At 62.9% G+C, this 25029-nt stretch carries 23 protein-coding genes and 1 pseudogene; 11 read left to right on the top strand and 13 right to left on the bottom strand.

Translation table 11 applies throughout. The features are described from left to right. Positions 1-3: 3 nt before the first annotated feature. From EGJ27_RS18835 to moaB, 6 genes are all read right to left on the bottom strand, one after another. Positions 4-1425 carry an efflux transporter outer membrane subunit gene (locus EGJ27_RS18835; RefSeq protein WP_125832253.1) on the bottom strand — a complete coding sequence of 474 codons (1422 nt, stop codon included), beginning with the start codon at positions 1423-1425 and terminating at the stop codon, positions 4-6. Continuing rightward, a complete protein-coding gene (locus EGJ27_RS18830) occupies positions 1422-2477 on the bottom strand; it encodes an HlyD family secretion protein (protein ID WP_125832252.1) in 1056 nt (351 codons plus the stop codon). Before EGJ27_RS18830 ends, EGJ27_RS18835 begins: the two co-directional genes overlap by 4 nt. Positions 2478-2499: 22 nt before the next feature. Further along, positions 2500-4041: an MFS transporter gene (locus EGJ27_RS18825; protein WP_125832251.1), complete on the bottom strand. Its 1542-nt coding sequence runs from the start codon at positions 4039-4041 to the stop codon at positions 2500-2502. Between the two features lie 160 nt (positions 4042-4201). Beyond that, on the bottom strand, positions 4202-5128 hold the full coding sequence (locus EGJ27_RS18820; protein ID WP_125832250.1) for a glycosyltransferase family 2 protein: 927 nt from the start codon (positions 5126-5128) through the stop codon (positions 4202-4204). An 81-nt stretch (positions 5129-5209) separates the two neighbouring features. Further along, on the bottom strand, positions 5210-6406 hold the full coding sequence (gene glp, locus EGJ27_RS18815) for a gephyrin-like molybdotransferase Glp (protein WP_125832249.1): 1197 nt from the start codon (positions 6404-6406) through the stop codon (positions 5210-5212). A gap of 6 nt (positions 6407-6412) precedes the next feature. Then, complete coding sequence (gene moaB / locus EGJ27_RS18810) at positions 6413-6952, bottom strand: molybdenum cofactor biosynthesis protein B (RefSeq protein ID WP_125832248.1); 540 nt, start codon at positions 6950-6952, stop codon at positions 6413-6415. A 76-nt stretch (positions 6953-7028) separates the two neighbouring features. Between moaB and mobA the strand changes: the two genes are divergently transcribed. Then, positions 7029-7634: a molybdenum cofactor guanylyltransferase MobA gene (gene mobA / locus EGJ27_RS18805; RefSeq protein ID WP_125832247.1), complete on the top strand. Its 606-nt coding sequence runs from the start codon at positions 7029-7031 to the stop codon at positions 7632-7634. Between the two features lie 73 nt (positions 7635-7707). Next, a complete protein-coding gene (locus EGJ27_RS18800) occupies positions 7708-7932 on the top strand; it encodes a YgdI/YgdR family lipoprotein (protein ID WP_125832246.1) in 225 nt (74 codons plus the stop codon). Between the two features lie 115 nt (positions 7933-8047). Here the strand turns inward: EGJ27_RS18800 and EGJ27_RS18795 are convergent, their stop codons facing one another. Together EGJ27_RS18795 and EGJ27_RS18790 are read right to left on the bottom strand one after the other, a co-directional pair. After that, on the bottom strand, positions 8048-8938 hold the full coding sequence (locus EGJ27_RS18795; RefSeq protein ID WP_125832245.1) for a pseudouridine synthase: 891 nt from the start codon (positions 8936-8938) through the stop codon (positions 8048-8050). 138 nt (positions 8939-9076) lie between these two features. After that, positions 9077-9895, bottom strand: a pseudogene (locus EGJ27_RS18790) (sugar phosphate isomerase/epimerase family protein); the annotation flags it as partial. Between the two features lie 242 nt (positions 9896-10137). On the opposite strand from EGJ27_RS18790, the gene EGJ27_RS18785 reads away from it, so the two are divergent. Beyond that, positions 10138-11457, top strand: a complete 1320-nt coding sequence (locus EGJ27_RS18785) for an MFS transporter (RefSeq protein WP_125832243.1) — start codon at positions 10138-10140, stop codon at positions 11455-11457. Positions 11458-11501: 44 nt separating this feature from the next. Here EGJ27_RS18785 and EGJ27_RS18780 read toward each other — a convergent pair whose 3' ends face one another. From EGJ27_RS18780 to EGJ27_RS18765, 4 genes are all read right to left on the bottom strand, one after another. Continuing rightward, complete coding sequence (locus tag EGJ27_RS18780) at positions 11502-12386, bottom strand: DMT family transporter (protein ID WP_125832242.1); 885 nt, start codon at positions 12384-12386, stop codon at positions 11502-11504. 193 nt (positions 12387-12579) lie between these two features. Then, the gene (locus EGJ27_RS18775) at positions 12580-12819 is read right to left on the bottom strand and encodes a glutaredoxin family protein (RefSeq protein ID WP_125832241.1); all 240 of its coding nucleotides are present in this window, start codon (positions 12817-12819) and stop codon (positions 12580-12582) included. A gap of 90 nt (positions 12820-12909) precedes the next feature. Continuing rightward, positions 12910-13530 carry a hypothetical protein gene (locus EGJ27_RS18770; RefSeq protein ID WP_125832240.1) on the bottom strand — a complete coding sequence of 207 codons (621 nt, stop codon included), beginning with the start codon at positions 13528-13530 and terminating at the stop codon, positions 12910-12912. Between the two features lie 81 nt (positions 13531-13611). Beyond that, the gene (locus EGJ27_RS18765; protein ID WP_125832431.1) at positions 13612-14694 is read right to left on the bottom strand and encodes an acyltransferase; all 1083 of its coding nucleotides are present in this window, start codon (positions 14692-14694) and stop codon (positions 13612-13614) included. A gap of 318 nt (positions 14695-15012) precedes the next feature. On the opposite strand from EGJ27_RS18765, the gene EGJ27_RS18760 reads away from it, so the two are divergent. The 7 genes from EGJ27_RS18760 to EGJ27_RS18730 all read left to right on the top strand — a co-directional run bounded on the left by EGJ27_RS18760 (position 15013) and on the right by EGJ27_RS18730 (position 22817). Continuing rightward, positions 15013-15327 carry a YqjD family protein gene (locus EGJ27_RS18760; protein ID WP_125832239.1) on the top strand — a complete coding sequence of 105 codons (315 nt, stop codon included), beginning with the start codon at positions 15013-15015 and terminating at the stop codon, positions 15325-15327. A gap of 3 nt (positions 15328-15330) precedes the next feature. Continuing rightward, the gene (locus tag EGJ27_RS18755) at positions 15331-15723 is read left to right on the top strand and encodes a phage holin family protein (protein WP_125832238.1); all 393 of its coding nucleotides are present in this window, start codon (positions 15331-15333) and stop codon (positions 15721-15723) included. Next, entirely contained in the window at positions 15720-16070 is a 351-nt protein-coding gene (locus EGJ27_RS18750; RefSeq protein ID WP_125832237.1) for a hypothetical protein, read from the top strand. The genes EGJ27_RS18755 and EGJ27_RS18750 overlap by 4 nt, the downstream gene beginning before the upstream one ends. A 177-nt stretch (positions 16071-16247) precedes the next feature. Next, on the top strand, positions 16248-17579 hold the full coding sequence (locus tag EGJ27_RS18745; RefSeq protein ID WP_125832236.1) for a deoxyguanosinetriphosphate triphosphohydrolase: 1332 nt from the start codon (positions 16248-16250) through the stop codon (positions 17577-17579). A gap of 276 nt (positions 17580-17855) precedes the next feature. Continuing rightward, complete coding sequence (locus EGJ27_RS18740; RefSeq protein WP_125832235.1) at positions 17856-18248, top strand: response regulator; 393 nt, start codon at positions 17856-17858, stop codon at positions 18246-18248. Positions 18249-18561: 313 nt separating this feature from the next. Continuing rightward, positions 18562-19188 carry a response regulator transcription factor gene (locus EGJ27_RS18735; protein WP_125832234.1) on the top strand — a complete coding sequence of 209 codons (627 nt, stop codon included), beginning with the start codon at positions 18562-18564 and terminating at the stop codon, positions 19186-19188. Between the two features lie 8 nt (positions 19189-19196). Beyond that, on the top strand, positions 19197-22817 hold the full coding sequence (locus tag EGJ27_RS18730; protein WP_371920867.1) for a transporter substrate-binding domain-containing protein: 3621 nt from the start codon (positions 19197-19199) through the stop codon (positions 22815-22817). A 78-nt stretch (positions 22818-22895) separates the two neighbouring features. Here the strand turns inward: EGJ27_RS18730 and EGJ27_RS18725 are convergent, their stop codons facing one another. Beyond that, on the bottom strand, positions 22896-23240 hold the full coding sequence (locus EGJ27_RS18725) for a YggL family protein (RefSeq protein ID WP_125832233.1): 345 nt from the start codon (positions 23238-23240) through the stop codon (positions 22896-22898). A 273-nt stretch (positions 23241-23513) separates the two neighbouring features. Here EGJ27_RS18725 and dacB point away from each other — a divergent pair, with 273 nt between their 5' ends. Next, positions 23514-24983, top strand: coding sequence for a D-alanyl-D-alanine carboxypeptidase/D-alanyl-D-alanine-endopeptidase (gene dacB, locus EGJ27_RS18720; RefSeq protein ID WP_125832232.1), 1470 nt, complete (start codon positions 23514-23516; stop codon positions 24981-24983). Positions 24984-25029 lie beyond the last annotated feature (46 nt).

The raw sequence follows: 25029 nt of genomic DNA, 5'->3' as shown, positions 1-25029 counted from the left end.
CGCTTACCAGCCACCGCCCAACGCACAGTACAGGCCCACCAGGGCCTGGGCTTGGGTGGTGGAACTCTGGACCCACTGTTCTTCGGTGGCCAGCAAGGTACGTTGCACGGTCAGTACCGTGACGAAATCCACCACGCCCTCGACGTACTGCCGCTTGGCGGCCTCCAGCGCCACCCGGTTGTGTTGCACCGCCTCCTCCAGCTTGCGTTGTTGCAACTGGGTCGCGTTGTACAGGCTCATGCCGTCATCGATTTCCTGCCAGGCGCGCAGCACCGTCTGCTGATAGGCCAGCGCCGCTTCCTGCTCCTGCGCCTGGCGCAGATGCAGCATGCCGCGCAACCGCCCGCCCTCGAAGATCGGCACGCTCAACTGCGGACCGATGCCGAACTGTCGCGAGCCCCAGCTGCCGAAGTCCGACAGCTGCAACGCCTGAAAACCGACGTTGCCCGACAGCATGATCCGCGGATAGAAATCCCCTTCGGCGACCCCGATGCTGGCGGTCGCCGCATGCAGCCTGGCCGCGGCGCGACGGATATCCGGCCGGCGTTCGGCCAGTTGCGAGGGCAGCCCGACCGGAACCTGCGCCGGCACCGCCGCCATGGCAACCGGTGCCTGCAACTCGGCCTGCAAGGTGCGCGGTGTTTGCGCCAGCAGCAAACCCAGCGCATTGATCAACTGCGCCTGCCGCTGTTCGAGCACCGGCAGACGCGACTCCAGCGCCGCCACTTCCACCGCCGCTTCAGCGACATCGAGATGAGTGGCTACGCCATCGGCCAAGCGGACGCGGGACAGCTTCAGACTGTTGCGCGCCAGCTCAAGATTCTGCCGGGTCACGCTCAAGGTGTGCTGCTGACCACGCAACTGCAGATAGTCGTTCGCCACTTCCGCCTGGAGCGACAGCACGGCGGCCCGTCGATCGTTCTCGGCCACCTGCACGTTGGCATCGGCCGCTTCGACTTCGCGCCCGACCCGCCCCCACAGATCAAGCTCCCAGCTGGCGCCGATACCACCATCCCACTGGCTGAACGGTGCACGGCCCGCATTGCCCGACGGATCATTCAAGCCCTCAGCACTGTTGCGCTTGCGCTGATAACCCAGATTGCCGGCCAGCTGGGGCGTTTCTTCACCCGCGATCACCGCGCGTGCAGCACGACTCTGATCCAACCGTGCCGCCGCCATGCGCACATCCAGGTTGGCCGTCGCAGCACGGTCGATGAGCGAAGAAAGCTGCTCATCCTGAAACACCTCCCACCAACGTGGGCTGGTTGGGGTGGTATTAATTCGGCTGGGAGCCTGTTCGCCCTGAATCGGCAGCCACTGAATATCGCTGCCTGACGGGCGCTGGAAATCCCGCCCGACCTGGCAACCTGCCAACGCCGCCAGCATTGCGACAGCCACCGCGCTGCGGCCGAATGCGCGAGTCATAAGGCACTTACCCGCGCCTGGTCGACGCTCGTTTCCGTGTCGATGCGGGCCTCCACCGACATGCCAACCCGCAGGCGGCCGGCCAGCGGCTGATTGGCATCCAGGACGATCCTGACCGGAATCCGCTGTACCACCTTGGTGAAATTGCCGGTGGCGTTGTCAGGACGAATCGCGGCAAAGGTCACGCCGGTAGCCGGAGCGATGCTGTGCACGTGGCCTCGAAGCACCTCGCCGGGATAGGTATCGACACGCACCTCAACAGCCTGGCCGACGCTGACGTGGGTCAGTTGGGTTTCCTGAAAGTTGCCCACCACGTAGGCGTGCTCCAGCGGCACCACCGACAGCAGCTTGCTGCCGGGGTTGACGTAATTGCCGACCCGCACGGCACGCTCGCCGACGACGCCGTCGACCGGCGCCAGAATGTGCGTGTAGGACAGTTGCAGCCGCGCCTGGTCACGAGCCGCCTGGGCACGCTGCAAGCCGGCTTCGGCGCTGTGCTGCTGGGCGACCAGAATGTCCACCTGTTTGCGCTCGGCCACCAGCGAGGCCGTGGCGCTGGCATGCTGGGCATTGGCGGTGTCGATACGATTGCGTGCCTGCTGCGCGTTTTGCAGCGTGCCGGCACCGGCGCCTGCCAGGTGTTCGTAGCGCGTGCGTTCCTGCTCGGCAAATTTCACCGCCGCGTTGCTGGCCACCAATGCCGCCTGCGCCTGGGCGATCACCGATGCCTGGCGTTGCAGCACCGCGCGAGCCTGTTCAAGCTGCGCTGTGGCAGTGGCGACACCGGCTTCGGCCGAGGCCAGCGCGGTCTGCAGATCGCGATCATCGATCTGCGCCAGCAATTGCCCGGCCTTGACCGGCTGATTGTCCTCCACCAGCACCTGACTGATGAAGCCCGATACCTTGGGCGCCACCACCGAGTAATCGGCGGTGACGAACGCATCGTTGGTGGTCTGCCGCGCGCTGTCGCCGGCCAGGGTATACAAACCAAGGCCGGCGAGCACGATGGCGGCGCCGCACAAGGCCAGGGTCTGTCTGGAGGTCATGTTCATGAAAGTTCTCGATTCACTCAATTCAGGGTGCCGCCAGTGCACGGGGTGGATAGACCCGCGTCGGCATCAGGGGGATCAGCAGCATCAGGCCGACAGCCAGCCAGCCCATGCAGTAATAGAGATCGGTGCTGGTCAGCACCACCACCTGTTCGTGAACGCGATGCGCCAGGGAAGCGATGGCGTCATCGGCGATCAGGGCCGGTGAGTTGCCGAGCCGGTCGACCAGCGTGTTGGAATGAAAGTGCTGGCGCGCCGTGGTCAGAGCTTCGAGCACACCGGTGGCAACCACCGCCGACAGCCCCCGAACGGTGTTGAACCAGGCGGAGGCGAACGGCCCGTCCGGCGGCGCGATACCGCCGGTGGCCTGCATCAGCAGCGGCAGCACGGCCATGGGCTGGGCGATGATCTGCAACAGTTGCAGGCCATAGAAATTGTCGCGGATCCAGGCCGACGTCATATGCGTCGCCAACCCGCAATACAGCGCCAACAGGCCCAGGCCGACAGCCAGCACCCAGCGGCAATCGATCCAGCGCAGGTTGCACAAGGCCGCAACCAGAGGCAATGCAATCAGCTGCGGCAAAGCGATGATCAACATCAGCGGCGCGGTCTGCAGCGGGCGATAGCCGTGGACCTGAGCCAGGTAGGACGCCGGAATCGAGGCCACTGCCGTCAGGATCACCAGCACACCGGCCAGGGTCAGCAAGGCATGGGACAGGTTGCGGCTGCCCAGCATCTGCAATTTGAAGAACGGCACGGGCCTGAACCACTCGTTGGCCATGAACGCCGCCAGCAGCGCCAGGCCGCCGCCCAGCAGCCAACAGATGAGGGTCGATTCGAACCAGTCCAGCCGGTTGCCTTGCAGGATGCCGAGCACCAGCGCGACAAGCGCGGGCACGCCCAGCAACACGCCTGGCCAGTTGAAGTCTTTGAAGCGCTCTAGCCGCAACGGGTCCTGGGGAATGCCGTGGGCGACGGCGATCATCGCCACAACGCACGGCGCAATGACCTGCCAGAAGGTCCAGTGCCAGTTGAAATACTCGGTCCACAACGCAGCCAGCGGCGTGCCCAGGCTGGGGCCAAAGGTGGCGGTCAGGGCATAGCCGGCCAGGCCGTAGAGTTTGATGTTTGGCGGCAGGAAGCGCAGCGCTACAGTCATCAGCATCGGCGGCAGGCAACCGGCGGCCAGGCCCTGGAGAATTCTCAACACCAGCAGGCTCGGGTAATCGGGCGCCAACGGACACAACAGTGCCAGCACCACGAAGGTGGCAATAGCGGTGAGCGTGAAGCGGCGCAATGACAGGGTTACGGCGAACCAGGGTGCCAGCGCCATCGCCGCGACCGAGGCCGCCGAATAACCGGCGACCAGCCAGGTGGCTTCATCCGAGCCGATGAACATCGCGCCCCGGATGTCGGCCATGGCGACGCGCGTTACGCCCTCGTTGATACCCGCCACCAGCACTGCCAGCAGCATGCCCACCAGACCGATGATGGTGCGCAGACCAAAAGCGGCTGGAACGGGCGCGGCGGGCTGAATAGCGGGAGCGGCGGAAGCGAGGGAGGTCATGGGCGCAGCGGTATCCGGACTTTGCAGAGCCGGCATTTTAGAAAGGCGTCGACGTAATGAAAATTTACATTTGGGCAGCGTATAAGTGCGTGGGACGCACGAATGGATTCCTCAATCGTGTCGAAGAGACAGCTTCTCCTGTTTCAGCGTAAATCGACTCCTACGCATACGGGCTATCCCAATACCGCTTATGCATCCCCAGCTGTTTTTTCACCTGCGTCGGCAGGCGCTTTTCCTGGCGGCTCAGTTCGTAGGCCAGCAGCTTCAGACCATTGCGTATGATCGACACCGGCCACCACCAGAACCGGCGCACGCCGATGAACTTCAGCTCCGACTTCACGTAGCGCATTCCCTCCCCCGCGATGCCGCCAAAGGTGTCGTAGATCCACGCCTCCCGCGCCTGGAACACGCCAATGTCGAAGTAGCGGCGAAACTCCTCCCGCAGGCTGTAGTTATGGGAATGACGGCAGATCGCCGAGCCTTCGTAGGCGACTTTCCACCCGGCGAGCAGCATCTTGGCGGTGACGTACATGTCTTCGGAGAGAATCACGTGGGGAGGAAACCCGCCCACGCCCAACAGCGCATCGCGGCGGTAGGCCGCGAACGAATTGGACATGAACGGCGTCTTGATACCCAGCCGCGGCGCATCGTCGAGGGTCTTGATCTGCGACACCGGCGGGTAATTGAACAGCCGGGCGTGTTCGGCCAGCAGGTTGGCATTCTTGTGCGGCAACTGGCGGCCGCACACCGCACCCACCTGGGGATCGGCGAACGGCAGCAGGATATTGGCAATCGCCGCCACGTCCTCGACGTAAGCGTCCTGGGTCAGGTAGACATAGATGTCGTAGTGCGGATACGCCTGGACCATCATTTGCCGGGTGCCGCCGTGGTTGAAATCCTTGCTGTCGATACGTGTGACGTGGGCACAGCGTTCGCGGGCCAGTTCCAGGGTGCCGTCGGAGGAACTCGAGTCGACGATCAGCGTGTCGAAAGTCGCAGTCTGGGTCGCCAGCGAGTCCAGCAGACGCTCCAGATCCTTGCGGCCGTTATAGGTCGGGATGACACAAGCCACTCGCAAAGACGGCATAACAATACTCCAGGGCTAAGACCGGATGCCCAATTTGTCCGCGTGTCTGAGGGTAGCTCATGCCCTGTGGATCGACCATCACTAGCCCAGCACTTCACTCAATGGAATGAAGTTGACCGGATCGCCTTCGGCCACCGTGGTGCCTTCGCGGATCTCGATCAGCCCGTCTGCCCAGGCCGCGCTGCGCAGCACGCCGGAGCTCTGGTTGCCGTAGGCGATGGCCCGCCCGTTCTCCAGGCGGCCGCGCAGGTACTCACGGCGCGCACCCGGCTTGTGCCAGAGCAGACCGGACGGTACCGAAAACTGCATCGGCGTGACGTCGACCACACCTTGACGCCGCAGTAGATACGGTCGCGCCAGCAGGGCGAAGGTCACCAGGGTCGAGGCCGGATTACCCGGCAAGCCAATCACCGGCACGCCACGGTAATGGCCGAAGGTCAGCGGCTTGCCGGGTTTGATCGCCAGCTTCCAGAGCGAAAGTTCGCCGTCTTCCCGCAAAGCATGGCCGAGGAAGTCTGCCTCGCCCACCGACACGCCGCCGGTGGACAGGATCAGATCGACGTCGCGCAGCCCGCCCAGCGCAGCGCGGGTCAGCTCCAGGTTGTCTGGCAGGATGCCGGCATCCACGACCTCGCATTCCAGGCGCTTGAGCCAGCTGCACAGCAACACCCGGTTGCTGTTGTAGATCTGCCCCGGCCCCAATGGCCGGCCCGGTTCGATCAGCTCGTCGCCGGTGGACAGCACTGCCACCCGCACCCGACGCACCACGTCCAGCTCGGCCAGCCCCAGCGACGCAGCCAGGCCCAGTTCGATTGGCCCCAGACGGGTTCCGGCCGCCAGCACCTTGTCGCCGGCCTGGGTTTCCTGCCCGCGTGGGCGGATGTTCTGCCCGGCTTTGAGTGGCTCGTTGAACTGCACGCGCTGGTCGTCCAGCACCGAAGCATTTTCCTGCATCTCGACGCAATCGGCGCCTTCGGGCAACGGCGCACCGGTGAAGATCCGCGCACAGGTGCCCTGCTTCAGCGGCTCGGGCGCCTGGCCGGCAAAAATGCGCTGGCTGACCGGCAACGGTTCACCGCTCCAGTCGCCCAGGCGCAGGGCATAACCGTCCATGGCACTGTTGGGCCAGGGCGGCAGATCGAAACCGGCGATCAGATCGACGGCCAGCACCCGGCCCTGCGCCTCGGCCAGCGGTACTCGCTCGCCATCGGTGATCGGCGTGGCCCCGGCGATGTCCAGCAGGCGCGCCAAGGCTTGTTCGACAGGCATCAGGCTCATGGGCGCTTACCCGCGAGTCGCACAGGGCTCGGCCTGCTTGAGATGCGGCACGAAATTGCACGGGCGGAAACGCGAGTCCAGCTGCTGCGCCAGAATGCCGTCCCAACCGGTACGCACCGCATTGGTCGAACCCGGCAGGCAGCACACCAGCGTGCCGTTGGCCAGGCCGGCCAGGGCGCGGGACTGGATGGTCGAGGTGCCGATATCGGGCACGGAAATCTGCCGGAACAGCTCACCGAAACCATCGACCTGTTTGTCCAGCAGGCAGGCCACGGCTTCGGGCGTACTGTCGCGGCCGGTAAACCCGGTGCCGCCGGTGATCAGCACCACCTGCACTTGCTCGTCGGCGATCCAGGTCGCCACTTGTGCGCGGATCTTGTACAAATCGTCCTTGAGCAGGACACGCTCGATCAAGCCATGCCCGGCTTCGGTCAGGCGATCGACGAACATCTGTCCGGAGGTATCGGTTTCGCGGGTGCGGGTGTCGCTGACGGTCAGCACGGCAATATTCAGGGGTACGAAAGGTGTGTCAGCCTTGGCTTTCATGGCCTCATCCGGTTGTGATGGAAACAGGCCGGTGTTATATCACAGCCCTCGTTTGTGCTGCCCGGTGAGTCTGCCAATGAATACCCCTGACACCCTGCCCCCCTGTTCGATCCTGCTGCTGGCCGGCGGCCAGGGGCAACGCATGGGCGGGCGCGACAAGGGGCTGGTCCAATGGCAGGGCGAGCCGCTGATCCAGCATCTGCATCGCCTGACCCGGCCGTTGACCGACGACCTGATTGTCTCGTGCAATCGCAATCTGGAGACTTATCGGCATTACGCCGACCAACTGGTTCAGGATGCTGACACTGACTTTCCAGGTCCGCTGGCCGGCATTCGTGCCGCACTGCCAAAGGCCCGTCACGACTGGCTTGTGGTGCTGCCTTGCGACGTGCCGCTGATCGATAAAGCGCTGCTCCAGGCGCTGCGGGAAACCGCCGCGGCGCACCCGGATCGGCCGGTCATGGTGCGTGAAGGGGAGCATTGGCAGCCGCTGCTGTGCGTCATTCCCACGGCCCACGCCGCTGCGCTTGAAGCCGCATGGCAGACCGGTGAACGCAGTCCGCGCAAAGCGATGCAGGCCCTGTGCCCGGTGGCGCTGCAATTACCGCCTGACGACCCGCGCCTGGCCAACCTCAACACTCCGGATCTTCTGACCCAGGTCAGCAATAACCGACGCAGGTAACTGGTCATTGAACTTGCGCAGGGTGTATACGTCTGAGAGTCAGTAATCGAGAATCCATCCTGGAGACACAAGAATGAAACAACGGACCCTTCCCGCTGCCTTCCTGCTTGCACTGGGCATCGCCACCCTCGCCGGTTGCGCCTCGCCCACTGTGATCACTTTGAATGATGGCCGTGAAATCCAGGCGGTCGACACCCCACAGTACGATGACGAGTCGGGCTTCTACGAGTTCGAACAGCTCGACGGCAAACAAACCCGCATCAACAAGGATCAGGTACGTACCGTCAAGGATCTGTAATCGATCCGCCCGGCACCTGACTCGAAAAACCCGCCTTGTGCGGGTTTTTTAATGGTTCCTGTCTCGCCTTCTACGTGGGCGGCAGCCGGTGCGCCATGACATCGACGCAGGCCTTTCACCACTCCAGTCGCAGGCGACTGTCGAAGCGGCGCGGCTGGCCGGTCACCGGATCGCTGAACTCCAGCGCCTTGGCCAGCAGCTTCAGGGGCCGCTGGTAGTCATCGACCGCTTCCTTGACCACCTCGGGATAAAACGGGTCGTTGCAGATCGCCGCGCCCAGCGCCGCCATGTGAACCCGCAGCTGGTGCTTCTTGCCGGTCACCGGATACAGCGCGTAACGCCACAGCTCGCCGTGGCATTCGCTGACCTCGATCCGCGTGCGGGTGTTGCTGGCCCCAGGCCCTTCCTGCATACGGAAGAACGGCTCGCCCTCCACCAGTCGGCTTTCGTGCAGGCGAGGAAAGGCCAGCCCAGGCAACGCCGGGGCGATGGCTTCGTAGGTCTTTTCGATGCGCCGGGTCGGAAACAACGCCTGATACGCCGAACGTGTCTGGCGGTTGGCGGAAAACAGCACCAGCCCCGCGGTGTGCCGGTCGATGCGATGCAGCGGCACCAGATCGGGATTGTCCAGACGCCGAATCAGCCGCCGCAGCAGGGTCTGCTCCACGTATTCCCCGGCCGGCGTCACCGGCAGGAAATGCGGCTTGTCGGCAACCACCAGATGCTCGTCGGCGTAGAGAATCGTCTCCTGCACCGGAATCGGGGTTTCGTTGGGCACCTCGCGAAAGTAATGGATCTTCAGCCCTTCGCGAAACGCCAGCGCCGCCGTGATCGGCCGGCCCTCGCCGTCCAGCACCCGCGCCCGTGCGATGCGATCCAGCCATTGGTCGCGGCTGATGGCGGGAAACTTCGCGCACAGGCATTCGAGCACCGTCAGCCACGGACCTGCCGGCAGGTACAGGGTGCTGGCTTGATGCTGCGCGGGGCTGAAACTGGACTCGGACATGCGTGGGCTCGAACTCGGTGTACGTCAACGGCGGGACCGGCATTATCCCTCAAGCGGCCGCTCATCGCACACACTGGCTGCCGAGCGCCGAAATCATCCGTCCAGCGCCGGACAGCCAACAAGTCAGGCGCACGCGGTGGCCAGCAGCTGCCGGGTCTGTTGCTGCAAATTGCGCAAGGAACGCAGGCCATCGGCAGCCTGCTCACGGGTCGTCGCGGTGCCGGAGCCGTCATTGAAAATCTCCAGCGACAAGGGGCCGCTGTAGCCGCTGCGCAGGATCGGCGCCAGAAAGCCGGCCAGATCGAACTCGCCCTGGCCGGGGAAGCAGCGCAGGTGTCGACTCCACTCCAGCAGGTCCAGGGTCACCACCGGCGCGTCGGCCATCTGCACGAAGAAGATCCTGTCGGCGGGAATCTGGGCAATGGCGCTCGGGTCGCCCCTCAGGGCCAAGGTATGGAAACTGTCGAGCATCATGCCAAGCGCCGGATGATTGACCTGGCGCACCAGTTTCCAAACCTGCTGCCAGGTGTTGACGTGACGCCCCCAGGCCAGCCCCTCGTAACTGACCCGCAGCCGACGCGCCGCGGCGCGCTCGGTCAGCAGGCGCAGGTCATCGAGCAGAATGTGCTCATCACCCTGCGAATCGGCGGCGGTATTGCTGCACAACAACATCAGGTCGGTGCCCAGTTCCTGCATGAGGTCGAAGTTTCGCTCGGCGCGGTCCAGCCGGCCCGGCATAGCGGCGCGCGGTCCGCCTTCGAAGTCGCGAAAAGGCTGGAGCAACGCGATGTCGATGCCCAGATCGGCGCAGATCCGGCGCACCGCGCCAGGCCCTGCCTGATAACCGAGCAGGTCGTCCTCGAATATTTCCACTGCGTCGAACCCGGCGCCGGCGATGGCTTGGAGTTTCTCCGGCAAAGTGCCGCTCAACGACACGGTGGCGATGCAGCGCTGCATGTTCGGACTCCTTGATAGGCGCGACCGGTCTGGATCGCTACTGGCACGATGCTCCGACACTGGCGTGGGGGCTGTCGTTCGTAGAATTTGCGCACTCCAGGAGCGCAACGTGTAACGTGTGCGCCTTTTGCGGCGTCTGGTAGACGCCTGAGCCAATCACGCCTTCATTTTTCCCGGCCCGTGGTGCGGACCCTCACAGTCCGACCGCGCGTGCGGCGCAGTTCTGGAACGGATGGAAACGCATGTCTGACACACCTGGCAATCCGCTTACCCACCAAGGCCATGCGGGCATGGGCGACAAGATCCGCGGCGCGCTGGCGGTCGGCAAGACCCGCTGGTCCATGCTCGCCCTGGTGTTCTTCGCCACCACGCTGAACTACATCGACCGCGCCGCCCTGGGCGTGATGCAGCCGATCCTGGCCAAGGAGATGAGCTGGACGGCGATGGATTACGCCAACATCAACTTCTGGTTCCAGGTGGGCTACGCCGTCGGCTTCCTGCTGCAGGGCCGCTTCATCGATCGGGTCGGCGTCAAGCGCGCCTTCTTCTTCGCCGTGTTGTTGTGGAGTATCGCGACCGGCGCCCACGGCCTGGCGACTTCGGCGGCCGGGTTCATGATCTGCCGTTTCATCCTCGGCCTGACGGAAGCGGCCAATTATCCGGCGTGCGTCAAGACCACCCGGCTGTGGTTTCCCGCCGGCGAGCGGGCGGTGGCAACCGGTATCTTCAACGCCGGCACCAACGTCGGTGCCATGGTGACGCCTGCCCTGCTGCCGGTGATTCTGGCGGTATGGGGCTGGCAGGCTGCGTTCATTTTCATGGGCGCACTCGGTCTGCTGTGGGTGATCTTCTGGGCCTTGAACTATTACGACCCTGAAGCACATCCTCAGGTCAGCCAGAGCGAACTGGCCTACATCCATCAGGACGTAGAGCCTGAGCCGGTCAAAGTGCCTTTCTCGCAGATCCTCAGGATGCGCGGCACCTGGGCCTTCGCCCTGGCCTACTCGATGACCGCGCCCGTGTTCTGGTTCTACCTCTACTGGCTGCCGCCGTTTCTCAATCAGCAATACAACCTGGGCATCAGCGTGACCCAGATGGGTGTTCCTCTGATCCTGATCTGGCTGACGGCTGACATCGGCAGCGTCGGAGGCGGTGTGTTGTCGTCCTGGCTGATCGGTCGCGGGGTAAAACCGCGCACCTCGCGCCTGGTATCCATGCTGGTCTGCGCCCTGACCATCTGCAGCGTGGTACTGGCCGCCAATGCCAGCGGGCTGTGGGTGGCGGTACTGGCGATATCCCTGGCGGTGGGCGCGCATCAGGCCTGGGTGGCCAACCTCTGGAGCCTGGTCATGGACTACACGCCCAAGCATATGATCAGCACCGTGTTCGGCTTCGGCGGCATGTGCGCAGCCATTGGCGGCATGTTCATGACCCAGCTGGTCGGCGCAGTCCTGACCGCCACCCATAACAATTACAGCGTGCTGTTCACCATGATCCCGGCGATGTACTTCATGGCCCTGATCTGGATGTATTGCATGGCGCCCAGAAAGCCAAACCCGTAGGCGCCAGCGCGGCTAATGCATAGCGCACGCACGGCGCGTATCGCTCACCCCTTGCGCCGTTGCTGCCAGGCGGCAGCCAGTCCGCTCAGACAGATAATGGCGATGCCGGCCTGGGCGGTGGGCGGCGGGAGGTGGCCGAAGACCAGATAACCCAGCATCCCCGCCCAGACGATCTGGCAATAGCTGAACGGCGCCAGCATCGCTGGTGCGGCGAACCGGAACGCCTGGGTCAACAGCAGATGCGCCGCCATGCCACAGGCACCCAGCGCGAGCAAGAACGGCAAATGCTTCAGCGCCGGCACTTCCCAGACAAAGGGCACCAACGCACTCATCAGCAGGGTATTGAACAGGCCGGCGAAGAAATTGCTGGTGGTCGGGCTGTCGTAAGGGCTCACCAGCCGCGTCAGCAACTGATACAGCGCAAAACACAGGGCCGACGACAACGGCAGCAGAATCGCCGGGGTGAACAGCTCGCCGCCCGGATGGATGATGATCATCACCCCCACGAAACCGACGATCACCGCGATCCACTGGCCACGCGTCACCCGCTCGTGCAACAACGGCACCGACAGCGCCGTGACCAGCAGCGGCGCAAGAAAATTGACCGCCGTGGCTTCCGCCTGGGGGATGAACATCAGGCTGCTGGTGAACAACAGGCTGGTCCCCAGCAATGCCAAGGCCCGCAATGCCTGCATGCCCGGCCGTTTGGTCCGCAGCACCCGCAAGCCTGCGGACGGCATGAAGATGCAGGCCATCAGCACGGTATGCACCAGATAGCGCGCCCAGACCACCAGCATGATCGGATAGAAACCGGAGAGGTATTTGGACAGGGTGTCGTGGCTGGCGAAAAGAAAGGTCGCCAGCAAAATGAAGCCGATACCCTTGAGCGGTTGATTGACGCCGGACAACGGGGTACTGGCTGTGCTCATCGGGCTTCCTTGGCGGTGTATTCAGATTGAAGAGAGAGAGCGCAACAGGGCGCCGCGGCTGCCGCGCGCCTTGCCGGGTGACGGCGCAGCTGCAGGCTCGAACCTACGCAAGTTCCGATCCGGCCGCAATGCCTTGCAATGGCACAGACACCCCAAGGTCGCTTTAGGACGCAAACGACGCGGCGCCCGACACTTACTTACTGAGAAAGGACGCCACTTGGGGCGCTTCGAAGGGCCAGTCGAGTTCATCGCCGGTGTCCACCCGACGCAGCACCGGAATGCGCAGGCTGTAAACGTCGTAATGACGAACGTCTTCGACGATATCCACCAGTTCCACCAGCAGCCCCCGCTCGACGAAGGGCAGCAGTTCTGCCTCGGCAGCCTCGCACAGGTGACAACCCAAGGTACCTAACAGCTGGCATTCAGGAAGCATCGACGCATCCTCAGGCAGGGATAAAAACCGGGGCGGACATTCTATGCCCGCACCGTCCCGTCGTCGAGGCAAAGCCTGACCGGCGCCGGTCTAGAGCGATTCGCTGGGCGAGCGCCAGTCCGGCTGACGGAACGCCCGGTCGGAGCCTGACATCTTCATGGAAATCCGGTCGAGCAATCGTTCGGCATTGAGCTGAGTGGCGTTGCTGCTGATGGCGATGAACAGCAGACCGGCGACCACCGCGGCAGAGGGAATCCGCCCGGTGGTGAGGTTTTCCAGGCTGGCGAGGAACAGACACGCCGCCGTGCAACCCAGCAGTGCGCCGGCCAGTGCTTCGGGCAGTGGATGAATGAACGGCGCGACGCAAAACGTTGCGAACAGCACCCCCAGCACCAGCCCCACTCCCGCCGCCGGCCAGCGCAGTGAAGGACGAATCTGCCGCGCCAGCAGGCTGAGGCCGACCGGCAGCATCAGGCACATGTTCATCGCATGCCCACTGAGGACGTAGATCCCCAGGCTTTCCAGCGCCACGCCCCAGCCTTTGAACAGCACCTTGCTGATCACCACCACCGAGTAGGTCACCAGCAGCGTGACGCCCCACAACAAGGCCGACCGCCGGGAGCGGGTCATCCACAGCCATACGGCGATCACCAAGGCGGCGGGCAGCATCACCGAGATGCCACCGTACGGCGTAAGCGTCTGTAATCCCATCCTTCAAGCCTCTGTCGTCGAGAGCGTTCAACTGCGCATCACAACAAAAGCCGGACGCAAGCCGCCACACATGGTTTTCTATCAGCCGGTGCCCAGCGCGCCGGTTTTAAAGCGCCGTTTGCTCAACGCGTTGGCGCGGTCCAGCACCGGCTTCTCGAACCCGCGGTATCCGACCCAGCCGTAGCACACCACTGCCGCCATCATCAGCACGGCGAACAACAGGTTATCCAGCAACGTATGCGGCCAGGCGCCGAGCATCGCCCAGGCGCGCCCGATCACACCCAGTACCAGCAGATGCGACAAATACACGGTGTAGGACATGTCGCCGACCGCCACCAGAAATTTCGGCATCGCGATGTTGCCACGTCGTTCGAGCAGCGCCAGGGCCAGCACCAGCGCACCGAACGTGGCACCCACCGACAGCATGCGCGGCAAGCCTTGGCTGTCATACAGGCGCAGCCAGCCAATGAGCGCAGTGGCCACGACCACCGCGCCGACCAGCAGTGTCCAGACGGCGGTGGTGGGGATGCGGGCGCTATGGCGGCTGTAGAAGAACAGTGCCAGCAGCGCGCCGGCGATGAACTCCAGGGCGTACGGGTGCAGGATGATCTTCAGCGCCGGGCCGTGGTCCTGCCAGTCGAACAGCGTATTGAAAACCACCAGCACGGCGGCCCAGATCCCCAGCGCCACCGGCAGGCGACGTTCACGCAGCACAAGAAACGCGGAAAACACCACGTAGAACCACAGCTCGAACACCAGCGACCAGGCGACCATCACCAGCAAGACCTTGTCGCTGGGCAGCAGCAGGAACGACATCAACAGGTTCGAGGAACCGTGGCCGCTGTTGACCAGCGTCGGCTGCACCAGGTACACCGCCAGGGTGATGAAAAAGTACAACCAGTACGTGGGGTAGATCCGCGACACGCGATTGAACAGAAAGCGCTGCGCTTCGACACCGTTCTGGAAGCGCCCGCGACTGACGATCACCATCACAAAACCACTGATGACGAAAAACAGATCGACGCCCAGTTGAAAGAAGTCGAGAAAACCCGGCAGCAGGATGTCTCCTGCGGAAAACTTCGCTTCCACCGACATCATGTGAAACAGCACCACGCCCAGCACCGCCACGCCCCTGAGCCCTTGCAGGGAATACAGCCGCTCCATGCCCATCTCCATCACTGACCGCGTCATCGACATGACCACGCGGTACCACCAGAATCCGAGCCGGCAACCGTCCCAAATCGTGGTTGAGCATAGTCAAACCGCCTCGATCCGGAACCTCGTCATTTCGAGAATCACCGGGTCATCGACACCCTGGCCCGGAACCTTTAGCTCGCCTCGTCGGAAAGTGCAGTACAGTTACCCCGGTTATTGCATTGCCGCAGCGAGCAAACCGCGCTGCCGTGCAGGACGCAATTGGAATGAACCTTATGGAATCGGCTGCACTCGAAGCCTCCATACAGTCACCTAACGGAGAGAACCATGCCTAGCCAAACCGCACTCAATGCCCAGGAAATCCTGAAGGCGGACTTTCAGACACTGGTTGCCGACACCGAAAAGCTGCTCGAACACACCGCCTCTCTGGCCGGTGAGCAGGCAGACGAGCTTCGCGACCAGATCCGCGAAAGCCTGCTACGCGCCAAGGAAACCCTGAAGGTGACTGAAGAATCGGTGCGCTTGCGTGGCGAGGCTGCCATCGTTGCGACGGAAGAGTACGTACAAGCCAAACCATGGCAATCGGTAGGTATCGCCGCTGGCGCGGGTTTCCTGCTGGGTCTGCTGCTGACAAGGCGTTAAGTCATGACACTCGGAACGGATTCAGGGCCGCCACCGGCTGGCCAAGGTTCATCGCCGCGGCGCCTGGGCGCTGCGTTCCTCGGGCTGCTGCACAGCCATGTCGAGCTGCTGGGCATCGAATTGCAGGAACAGAAAGCCCGGACCGTCAGCCTGCTGTTGTTTGCCGGGCTGGCGCTGGTTTTCGCGCTGCTGCTGCTGACCGGTCTGTCGGCTCTGCTGCTGATCCTGCTGTGGGACAGTTATCGGGTGGCCGGCATCGTCGGTCTGTGCGTGTTCTACTTCCTGGCCGCGGTGTTCTGCGGGCTGCGCCTGAAGGCGGCGATCTTCGATGAATCCTCGCCCTTCAGCGCGACCCTGGAAGAGCTGGCCAATGACCGGGAGCGACTGCTGCCATGAGCGAACCCAAGTCCCATCAAGGCAATACCCGACGTGAGCTGCGCAAGGCGCTGATTCGCCTGCGCATGGAAATGCATCGCCAGGAGATTCGTCACGAATCGACTCACCTGTTGCAGCCGTTGCAGCGCTTTCGCGGCATGCGCAGCGACTGGAAAGGCGCGTTGGGCGTGCGCCATGCGCCGCTGTGGGGCGTGGGCGTCGCGGCGATCCTTGGCCTGTTCAGCGGGCGGGCCGCCAAGACCCGCCATTCGCACAAGGCCAGTACCGTCGGCAGCCTGGTGAAACTGGGCGTTACCCTGTTGCCATTGATCAAGGTGGCCGTCGCCAATCGCGCACGCAAGCCCTGACCCTGCGACCTTTCGCCTGCAACACCTCCAATGCCCGCTCCGGCCCTGCCGCGGCGGGCATTTTTCATCACGCAGCGATCATCGGCAGCACCGTATCCGGGCGGACTTGTCGACAAGCCTTGCGCACGGCAGGTCTAACCGCGAAGCTAACCCCATACGACTGACGGAGTGACCGCCTTGGATTGGCAAACCCTGCTTAACCGCGAACGCTTGGGCAAGACCTTGCACAGCCCTGAAGAACTGGGGCGCAGCCCGTTTCATAAAGATCACGACCGTATCATCTTTTCCGGTGCGTTTCGCCGCCTGGGCCGCAAGACCCAGGTGCACCCGGTGTCGAGCAACGACCACATCCACACGCGCCTGACCCACTCGCTGGAAGTCAGCTGCGTCGGGCGGTCGCTGGGCATGCGGGTCGGCGAAACCCTGCGTGGCGCCCTGCCCGACTGGTGCGACCCCAGCGATCTGGGCATGGTCGTGCAGTCGGCCTGCCTGGCCCACGACATCGGTAACCCACCGTTCGGCCATTCCGGCGAAGATGCCATCCGCAACTGGTTCGCCCAGGCCGCCGGGCGCGGCTGGCTCGATGCGATGAGCGAGACCGAGCGCAACGACTTCCTCAATTTCGAAGGCAACGCACAGGGTTTTCGCGTGCTCACCCAACTCGAATACCACCATTTCGACGGCGGCACGCGGCTGACCTACGCCACCCTGGGCACTTACCTCAAATACCCGTGGACGGCGCGGCATGCCGACTCGCTGGGCTACAAGAAACACAAGTTCGGCTGTTACCAGAGCGAGCTGCCGATTCTGGAACAGATCGCTTCGCGGTTGGGCATGCCGCAACTGGAAGACGAGCGCTGGGCGCGTCACCCGTTGGTTTACCTGATGGAGGCCGCCGATGACATCTGCTACGCGCTGATCGACCTCGAAGACGGCCTGGAAATGGACCTGCTCGAATACGCCGAGGTCGAATCTCTGCTGCTGAGCCTGGTGGGCGATGACCTCCCGGAAACCTATCGCCAGCTGGGGCCGGGCGACTCGCGCCGGCGCAAATTGGCAATCCTGCGCGGCAAGGCCATCGAACATTTGACCAACGCCGCCGCCCGCGCCTTCGTGGAACAGCAGGACGCATTGCTGGCGGGTACGCTGCACGGCGACCTGGTCGAGCATATGCACGGCCCGGCCAAGCGTTGCGTGCTGAGCGCCAAGGACATGGCCCGCAAGAAAATCTTCCAGGACAAGCGCAAGACGCTGCACGAAATCGGCGCCTATACCACGCTGGAAGTGCTGCTCAATGCGTTCTGCGGCGCGGCCGTGGAGCAGTTCGGCGGGCGCACGCCTTCGTTCAAGCACCGCCGCATTCTCGACCTGCTGGGTAACAGCGCGCCGAGCCCGGAAGCGCCGCTGCACGCCTCCTTCCTGCGCATGATCGACTTCATTGCCGGCATGACCGATAGCTACGCCAGCGAGATGGCTCGCGAGATGACGGGTGGTGCAGGACACGTCTGAGCCTCAACGCAGAACCGAGCCGCGACGGTGGTTGAAAAATACCGTCGCGGTACTGGTTCAGGTGAACGACACACTAAAACTTCAGACCTTCCCTACAGCATTGTCAGAAACGTCCTATCGCCGGACCGCCTCGACTCCCCAATAATCCGGCACCTAACTGCCGCGTCGGCGCGTTATCCCATTGCCCGCCCCACTGCTTCCGGCGCGGCAGGATGCCTGCCGATCCGACCCGATTCGTACAGTACCGTCACGGACGGCCGTTGCCTCGGATGCCCCATGTTCAAACACAACCTGCGGATATTGCTGGTGGAGGATCATCCGTTCCAGTTGATCGCCACCCAGATCCTGCTCAACAACCAAGGCTACTTCCTGCTGACACCCGCGTTGACCGCCGTCGAGGCCATGGACGCAATGGAACGCAGCCCGGAACCCTACGACCTGCTGCTGTGTGACCAATGCCTGCCCGACCTGATGGGCTTCGACCTGATCGAGCGCGCCTTCCAGCACGGTCACGTGCGCCAGGCCATCGTGCTCAGCGGCCTCTCTCACTCGTATCTGCAAACCCTGGAAGACATGGCCGCCGAACGCGGTTTGCCGCTGCTGGGCTGCCTGAGCAAACCCCTGCACGGCCCTGACCTCGCCCGGCTGCTGGCCGACCCGTTCGGCTGACTCTGATCGTCCAGTCGTCATTCGCGACCGATGCCCAGGCCCATGAGAATAAAGGTTGTAGGAAGTTGGCAGCGCAAGTGACGGATTATTCCAAAACTTGATAAACAGCTTGTTCGCCATAACTAACATTGGCCGCACATACAGGTTTACACCTTTAAACATTTTGCCCCGGACGTGGGCTTTTACGTACTCCGATACTCTAATTACTGTAGGAACTTTCCTATATATGCCTGTCGGCCCACTCGCTTCATGTGCGCGCCTGAACATCTGAGATAAGGTGCGCGTTTTCTTCGCTGCTTGTATGGATTGAACTATGAACTCAGTTTTTATCATCGACGACCATCCCGTCATTCGCCTGGCCGTGCGCATGCTGCTGGAAAACGAAAACTACGAAGTGGTCGGCGAAACGGACAATGGCGTGGACGCGATGCAGATGGTGCGCGAATGCATGCCCGACCTGATCATCCTCGACATCAGCATCCCCAAGCTCGACGGCCTGGAAGTGCTGGCCCGCTTCAACGCCATGGGCCTGCCTTCCAAGATTCTGGTGCTCACCTCGCAGACGCCGCACCTGTTCGCGATCCGCTGCATGCAATCCGGTGCCGCCGGTTACGTGTGCAAGCAGGAAGACCTCAGCGAACTGCTTAGCTCGGTCAAGGCGGTATTGTCCGGCTACAATTACTTCCCCAGTCAGGCATTGGCACCGGCCATCGGCGAAGATGGCAAACCCAGCGAAATCGAGTTGTTCAAGTTGGTGAACGATCGGGAATTGATGGTCTTGCAGTTGTTTGCCCAAGGCCGTTCCAACAAGGAAATCGCCAAGGGCATGTTCCTCAGCAACAAGACCGTCAGCACCTACAAGACTCGACTGATGCAGAAACTAAAGACCCGGACCTTGGTAGAACTTATCGAGATGGCTAAACGCAACGCGTTAGTGTGAGAAACCGGATGTCCAGCTGCCACAAACTGTTATTTTGGTTGGCCACGGGCTTATGCCTGGCGTGGGTTGCGCCGTTACTCGAGGCGGCGGATCACTACACCCTGCTGGGGCGTTCCAGCCCGGCTCACATGGACGTGAAGCTGGACAACAGCCAGTGGCAATGGGTACGCGGCAAACGCGAGCTGGTCCTGGGAACGTCGGCGCCGGATTATCCGCCGTTCGACATCACGCTTTCCGGCAGTGACTACGAAGGCATCACGGCCGACTACGCCAGCATCATTTCCCGGGCGCTGGACCTTCCGGTGAGGGTCCAGCGCTTCGACAATCGCGAGGCGGCGATGAAGGCGCTGAAACAGGGCCGCATCGACCTGCTGGGCAGTGCCAACGGCTTCGAGGCGGTCGACCGGGATATCCGCCTTTCACAGCCCTACGCGGTGGACCAGCCGGTACTGGTCACCCGCATCGGCGAAACGCGCTCGCTGAGCGAGGGGCTCAAGGGCATGCGGCTGAGCATGGTCTATCACTACCTGCCCGCATCGCTGGTCGAAGCGCTGTACCCCGGCGCCACACTCATCACCTACCCGTCTTTCCAGAACGCGATCAACGCCGTGGCCTTCAACCAGGCCGACGTGTTTCTCGGCGACACGATTTCCACCCAGTACATCATCAACAAGGGCTACCTGAACAACGTGCAGATGGCCAACTTCGGCAAGCACGAGGCCAACGGCTTCAGCTTCGCCGTCAGCCATGCCAACGCCCCGCTGCTGAATATCGTCAACCAGATCCTCAAGGCCATCCCGGTCGACGAGCGCATCGACATTTCCAAGCGCTGGAGCGCCGGCAGCGACCTGATGGTCACCGACCAGAAGCTGCAACTGACGCCGCGGGAAGAACGCTGGATTGCCCGGCACCCGACGGTGCGGGTGGTGATCAACGAAACCTACGCTCCCCTGACGTTCTTCGACACCAACGGGCATTTTCGCGGAGTGACCGCCGACCTGCTGGAACTGGTCCGGCTGCGCACCGGCTTGCGCTTCGAAGTCAGGCGCGCGCCGGGCATGGCCGATATGATGGATCAGGTGAACCTGGGGCAGGCTGACGTCATCGGCGCGCTGGCAGCCAGTGACGAGCGCCAGGATCGACTGAATTTCAGCCGCCCCTATATCGAGAATTCCTTCGTTCTGCTGACCCTCAAGGGTGAGCGCAACCCTACCTATCTGCAGCAGATGGATGGCAAACGGGTCGCGCTGATCCAGGGCAGCCCGCTGCTGCCCTGGCTGAAACGCGAACACCCGGGCATCGCCCCGGTGGAAGTCGACAACCCCTTTCAGGTGCTCGACATGCTCGCGCTGGGACGAGTCGAGGGCGCGGTCACTTCGCTGCTCAGCGCCAACTACTTCCTCTCGTCGGGCATCTTCGGCCAGCGGCTGCAGATCACCGCCACGGTCGGCGAGGAACCGGCACTGATCTCCATGGCGACCTCGCGCAACGCCCTGGAACTGAACTCCATTCTCGACAAGGCACTGGCGAGCATCGCCCCCCAGGAAATTGCAGCGATCAACAACCGCTGGCGTTCCTACGCCCATACCGGCGTCAATTGGCAAGACTATCAACGGCTGATCTATCAGATCCTGGCGGGTGCGGGCCTGCTGCTGCTTGCCTTGCTGGCCTGGAACGCCTGGATGCGGCGCCAGATCAAACAGCGCGAGGCTGCCGAACGGGCCTTGAACGACCAGCTCGAATTCATGCGCGCACTGGTCGACGGCACCCCGCACCCGATCTACGTGCGTGATCGCGAGGGGCTGCTGCGAATGTGCAACGACAGCTACCTCAAGGCCTTCGCCGCGCGCCGCGAGGACGTCATCGACAAGACCGTCATCGAAGGGGTACTGAGCAATGCGTTCGAAGCGCAGGAATACGCCGCCGACTATCAGCACGTCATGGCCACCGGCACCGCCATGGTGCAGGACCGGACCCTGCACATCGGCGAGCGGCTGCTGACGATCTATCACTGGATACTGCCGTTCCGCGATTCCCTGGGTGAAGTACAGGGCATCATCGGCGGCTGGATCGACATCAGCGAGCGCCGCCAGTTGATCGAGCAACTGCAGGCCGCCAAGGAGCAGGCCGACAACGCCAACCGTGCCAAAAGTACCTTCCTGGCGACCATGAGCCATGAAATTCGCACGCCCATGAATGCGGTGATCGGCATGCTGGAACTGGCGCTCAAGCGCGCCGATCAGGGCGAGCTGGATCGGGGCGCCATCGAAGTCGCCTACGGTTCGGCCAACGATCTGCTGGGCCTGATCGGCGACATCCTCGACATCGCCCGAATCGAGACCGGTCGCCTGACCTTGAGCCCCGAGCGCGCCAACCTGCGACGGCTCGCCGAAACGGTGGTGCGGGTGTTCGACGGACTGGCCCGGCAGAAGCGACTGAACCTGGTGCTGGACCTGGACAGCCGGGTCAACACCGACGTGCTGGTCGATCCCCTGCGGTTCAAGCAGATCCTGTCCAATCTGGTGAGCAATGCGATCAAGTTCACGTCGCAGGGCCAGGTCCGGATCACCCTGCAGGCCGAAGACGGCCCCGATCCTCAACGCATGCGCCTGACCCTCACCGTGCAGGACAGCGGCATCGGCATCAGCGCTGACGACCAGCTACGCCTGTTCGAGCCGTTCAGCCAGGTCGACGACCAGACCCGGCAATCGCGAACCGGCGCCGGGCTTGGGCTGGTGATCTGCCGCAATCTCTGCCAGATGATGGGCGGCAGCCTGACTCTGGACAGCGAGCCGGGCGTGGGCACGCAGGTCCGCATGACCCTGGAGCTGACCTGCCTCGACCCGGCGGGCAGTGCGCCCGCCCCCCTTGAAAGCCCGCCTGCGGCCGGACACCTGCTGCGTATTCTGATCGTCGACGACCACCCGGCGAACCGCCTCCTGCTCTTCCAGCAACTGAGCTTTCTCGGCCATCAATGCGACATGGCCGAGAATGGCGCGCAAGGCCTGGAATGCTGGTTGGCCGATACCTACGACCTGGTGGTCGCCGACTGCAACATGCCGGTTCTCAATGGCTACGACCTGGCCCGCCAGATCCGCAGGCATGAACAGGCCCGAGGAGCGCAACACTGTACGATCTGGGGTTACACCGCCAACGCCCAGCCCGAGGAAATCCAGCGCTGTGCCGAAGCGGGCATGGACGATTGCCTCTTCAAGCCTCTTACCCTGAACACCCTCAACGAGCAGGTGGCAAAGGTCACACCCCTGGAACGTCAGGCGCCTGCTTTCAATCTCGGCAGTGTCAGCAGCCTCACCGGCGATCGTCCGGACATGGTGCAACGCCTGTTGGCCCAGTTGCTGCGCAGCAGTCAGGAAGACCGACGCACCCTGGCGAGTCTCGACGTTCAGCGGCAACGGGAACAGGTTCGGGAAATGGCCCACCGCATCAAAGGCGCCGCACGAATCATTCGCGCCTCACAGGTGATCGAAACCTGCGAACGGCTGGAAGCCGCATGCGTGACGGCAGAAGGCGACGAGCTGGTTCAACGGCAACGGGACGTGGAAAAGGCGATGCACAGGCTCGAGGAAGCGCTGGCCAGCCAGGAGGCATTGGCTGCACAAGCCGATTGAAGACACGCGAAGGTAAAACGGGGAGGGAAAGCGCAGGGGTGAAGCAGGAAGCAGGCGCAGGGCCTGCTTCCCGAAACATCAAGCTACCGGATTGATTTCTTTTTCCGGGTACCAGACGTCGATCAGCGGGCTGACGGTCATTTCAGTCAGTTCGCTGCGGCCCTTGAGCCAGGCTTCAACAGCTGCACGCTGCTCTTCGTTGACCGAGCCACGCTTGCTCAGGCAAACCAGACCGAAGTCATCGCCGCCTACGTAGCCAAGGCCGTTGGCTTCCATGGCTTCTTTCAGGAAAGCTTCGAGGAAAGCATCGATTGCCTGGTCATCCAGCTCTGGTTTGAAGTCCAGGTTCAGCTCAAAACCCAGCTCCTGGAATTCATCCACGCAGAGTTTTTTGCGCAGACGGCGGGAACGGTTAGTGGCCATGGAACAATCCTCATAAATAAATACCGGGCGGCACTTTACCAGCTTGGGCGCGTAAAAGCCCGTCTATTGGACATTGGGCCCTGTTACTGAAAAAAGTCTTGCACGGCGGGGCCCGGCCGCTCACAACCCCGCCCGGCTTCGGGCATAATGCCGCTTTGTCCAGTACGGGCCGCGTGTTATTACCCATTTTTTCCACGCGAACTATATTTCCACCGAGGGAATCCATCCATGCCCTCTTTTTTGTCCCCCTCTTTGCAGTAGGGTTTTACGTCCATGATCAAATCGTTGCGTCCTTTGCTGTTGGCCACCTTCATCTTTCCATTGGCCGTTCCTGCCTATGCCGCCGTCGTCAACACCACCCTTCCTCCCAAGGTGCAACAAGCCCTGAAAGCCAGCAAGCTCAACGACGACGCATTGTCGCTGGTGATGCTGCCGCTCACCGGCCCCGGCACGCCGACCGTATTCAACGCCGATGTGTCGGTCAACCCGGCGTCCACCATGAAGCTGGTCACGACTTACGCCGCACTCGAAGTGCTCGGCCCGACCCACCAGTGGAAAACCGAATTCTTCACCGACGGCACCCTGAGCAATGGTGTACTGCGCGGCAACCTGTACCTCAAGGGTGGCGGCGACCCCAAGCTGAACATGGAAAAACTCTGGCTGTTGATGCGCGATCTGCGCGCCAACGGTGTGCAGCAGGTCACCGGTGACCTGATCCTGGACCGCAGCCATTTCGTGCAGCCGCAGCTCCCGGTATTCAATGACGACGGCAACGACGTCAACAAGCCGTTCCTGGTCAAACCCGATTCACTGATGGTCAACCTCAAGGCCCTGCGTTTCGTGACCCGCAATGACGACGGCAAGATTCTGGTCTCGGTCGAGCCGCCCATCGCCACCGTGCGGATCGACAATCAGGTCAAGCCGGCGGCCACCAAGCAGTGCACCGGCGAAGTCCGCTACAACCCGGTCACCCAGCCCGACGGCAGCGTCAACGTGACCGTCAGCGGCCAGCTCGGCAATGGTTGCAACTCGCAGACCTACCTGTCGCTGCTCGATCACCCCACCTACGCGGCCGGTGCCGTGCGCGCAATCTGGCAGGAACTGGGCGGTACCATCCTGGGCAAGGACCGGGTCGACGTAGTGCCCGGCAACGCGAAGCTGCTGGCCAAGGCGTTCTCCCCAGATCTGGTGGAAGTCATCCGCGACATCAACAAATACAGCAACAACACCATGGCCCAGCAGCTGTTCCTGAGCCTGGGCCAGGAATTTCGTAACGAAGCCGACGGTGACGACGCCAAGGCGGCGCAACGGGTGGTTCGCCAATGGCTGGCGAAAAAGGGCATCACCGCGCCGCATCTGGTGATGGAAAACGGTTCCGGCCTGTCCCGCGCGGAACGGGTGAGCGCCCGGGAAATGGCGGTGATCCTGCAGGCCGCATGGCGCAGCCCGTATGCGGCCGAGTTCATGAGTTCGATGCCGCTGGCCGGCATGGACGGCACCATGCGCAAGCGTCTAAAGCGCACGGCGTTGCTGGGTCAGGCGCACATCAAGACCGGCACGCTCAACACCGTGCGCGCCATCGCCGGGTTTACCCGCGACAGCAACGGCAACAGCTGGGCGGTGGTCGCCATCCTCAACGATCCGCGTCCCTTCGGTGCCTCTTCGGTGCTCGATGAAGTGCTGGTGGACCTGTACCGCCAGCCCAAGCTGAGCAACACCACGGTCTCGATCCAGCAGCCCTGAAATGAAAAAGCCCGCTCAGTGAGCGGGCTTTTACAGGGCTATGCAC

The sequence above is a fragment of the Pseudomonas sp. v388 genome (assembly GCF_003935425.1).
Taxonomy (GTDB): Bacteria; Pseudomonadota; Gammaproteobacteria; order Pseudomonadales; family Pseudomonadaceae; genus Aquipseudomonas.
This window is presented reverse-complemented; position numbering and strand designations above follow the sequence as displayed.

Bases quoted from the DNA above. Each gene is read 5' to 3' on its own strand.
- EGJ27_RS18760 (WP_125832239.1), top strand. From the start codon at position 15,013: ATGCCTAGCCAAACCGCACTCAATGCCCAGGAAATCCTGAAGGCGGAC.
- EGJ27_RS18830 (WP_125832252.1), bottom strand. From the start codon at position 2,477: ATGAACATGACCTCCAGACAGACCCTGGCCTTGTGCGGCGCCGCCATC.
- glp (WP_125832249.1), bottom strand. From the start codon at position 6,406: ATGAGCCTGATGCCTGTCGAACAAGCCTTGGCGCGCCTGCTGGACATC.
- EGJ27_RS18835 (WP_125832253.1), bottom strand. From the start codon at position 1,425: ATGACTCGCGCATTCGGCCGCAGCGCGGTGGCTGTCGCAATGCTGGCG.
- EGJ27_RS18800 (WP_125832246.1), top strand. From the start codon at position 7,708: ATGAAACAACGGACCCTTCCCGCTGCCTTCCTGCTTGCACTGGGCATC.
- EGJ27_RS18825 (WP_125832251.1), bottom strand. From the start codon at position 4,041: ATGACCTCCCTCGCTTCCGCCGCTCCCGCTATTCAGCCCGCCGCGCCC.
- mobA (WP_125832247.1), top strand. From the start codon at position 7,029: ATGAATACCCCTGACACCCTGCCCCCCTGTTCGATCCTGCTGCTGGCC.
- EGJ27_RS18750 (WP_125832237.1), top strand. From the start codon at position 15,720: ATGAGCGAACCCAAGTCCCATCAAGGCAATACCCGACGTGAGCTGCGC.
- EGJ27_RS18775 (WP_125832241.1), bottom strand. From the start codon at position 12,819: ATGCTTCCTGAATGCCAGCTGTTAGGTACCTTGGGTTGTCACCTGTGC.
- EGJ27_RS18765 (WP_125832431.1), bottom strand. From the start codon at position 14,694: ATGGAGCGGCTGTATTCCCTGCAAGGGCTCAGGGGCGTGGCGGTGCTG.
- EGJ27_RS18735 (WP_125832234.1), top strand. From the start codon at position 18,562: ATGAACTCAGTTTTTATCATCGACGACCATCCCGTCATTCGCCTGGCC.
- EGJ27_RS18820 (WP_125832250.1), bottom strand. From the start codon at position 5,128: ATGCCGTCTTTGCGAGTGGCTTGTGTCATCCCGACCTATAACGGCCGC.
- EGJ27_RS18740 (WP_125832235.1), top strand. From the start codon at position 17,856: ATGTTCAAACACAACCTGCGGATATTGCTGGTGGAGGATCATCCGTTC.
- EGJ27_RS18780 (WP_125832242.1), bottom strand. From the start codon at position 12,386: ATGAGCACAGCCAGTACCCCGTTGTCCGGCGTCAATCAACCGCTCAAG.
- EGJ27_RS18755 (WP_125832238.1), top strand. From the start codon at position 15,331: ATGACACTCGGAACGGATTCAGGGCCGCCACCGGCTGGCCAAGGTTCA.
- dacB (WP_125832232.1), top strand. From the start codon at position 23,514: ATGATCAAATCGTTGCGTCCTTTGCTGTTGGCCACCTTCATCTTTCCA.
- EGJ27_RS18785 (WP_125832243.1), top strand. From the start codon at position 10,138: ATGTCTGACACACCTGGCAATCCGCTTACCCACCAAGGCCATGCGGGC.
- EGJ27_RS18725 (WP_125832233.1), bottom strand. From the start codon at position 23,240: ATGGCCACTAACCGTTCCCGCCGTCTGCGCAAAAAACTCTGCGTGGAT.
- EGJ27_RS18730 (WP_371920867.1), top strand. From the start codon at position 19,197: ATGTCCAGCTGCCACAAACTGTTATTTTGGTTGGCCACGGGCTTATGC.
- moaB (WP_125832248.1), bottom strand. From the start codon at position 6,952: ATGAAAGCCAAGGCTGACACACCTTTCGTACCCCTGAATATTGCCGTG.
- EGJ27_RS18795 (WP_125832245.1), bottom strand. From the start codon at position 8,938: ATGTCCGAGTCCAGTTTCAGCCCCGCGCAGCATCAAGCCAGCACCCTG.
- EGJ27_RS18770 (WP_125832240.1), bottom strand. From the start codon at position 13,530: ATGGGATTACAGACGCTTACGCCGTACGGTGGCATCTCGGTGATGCTG.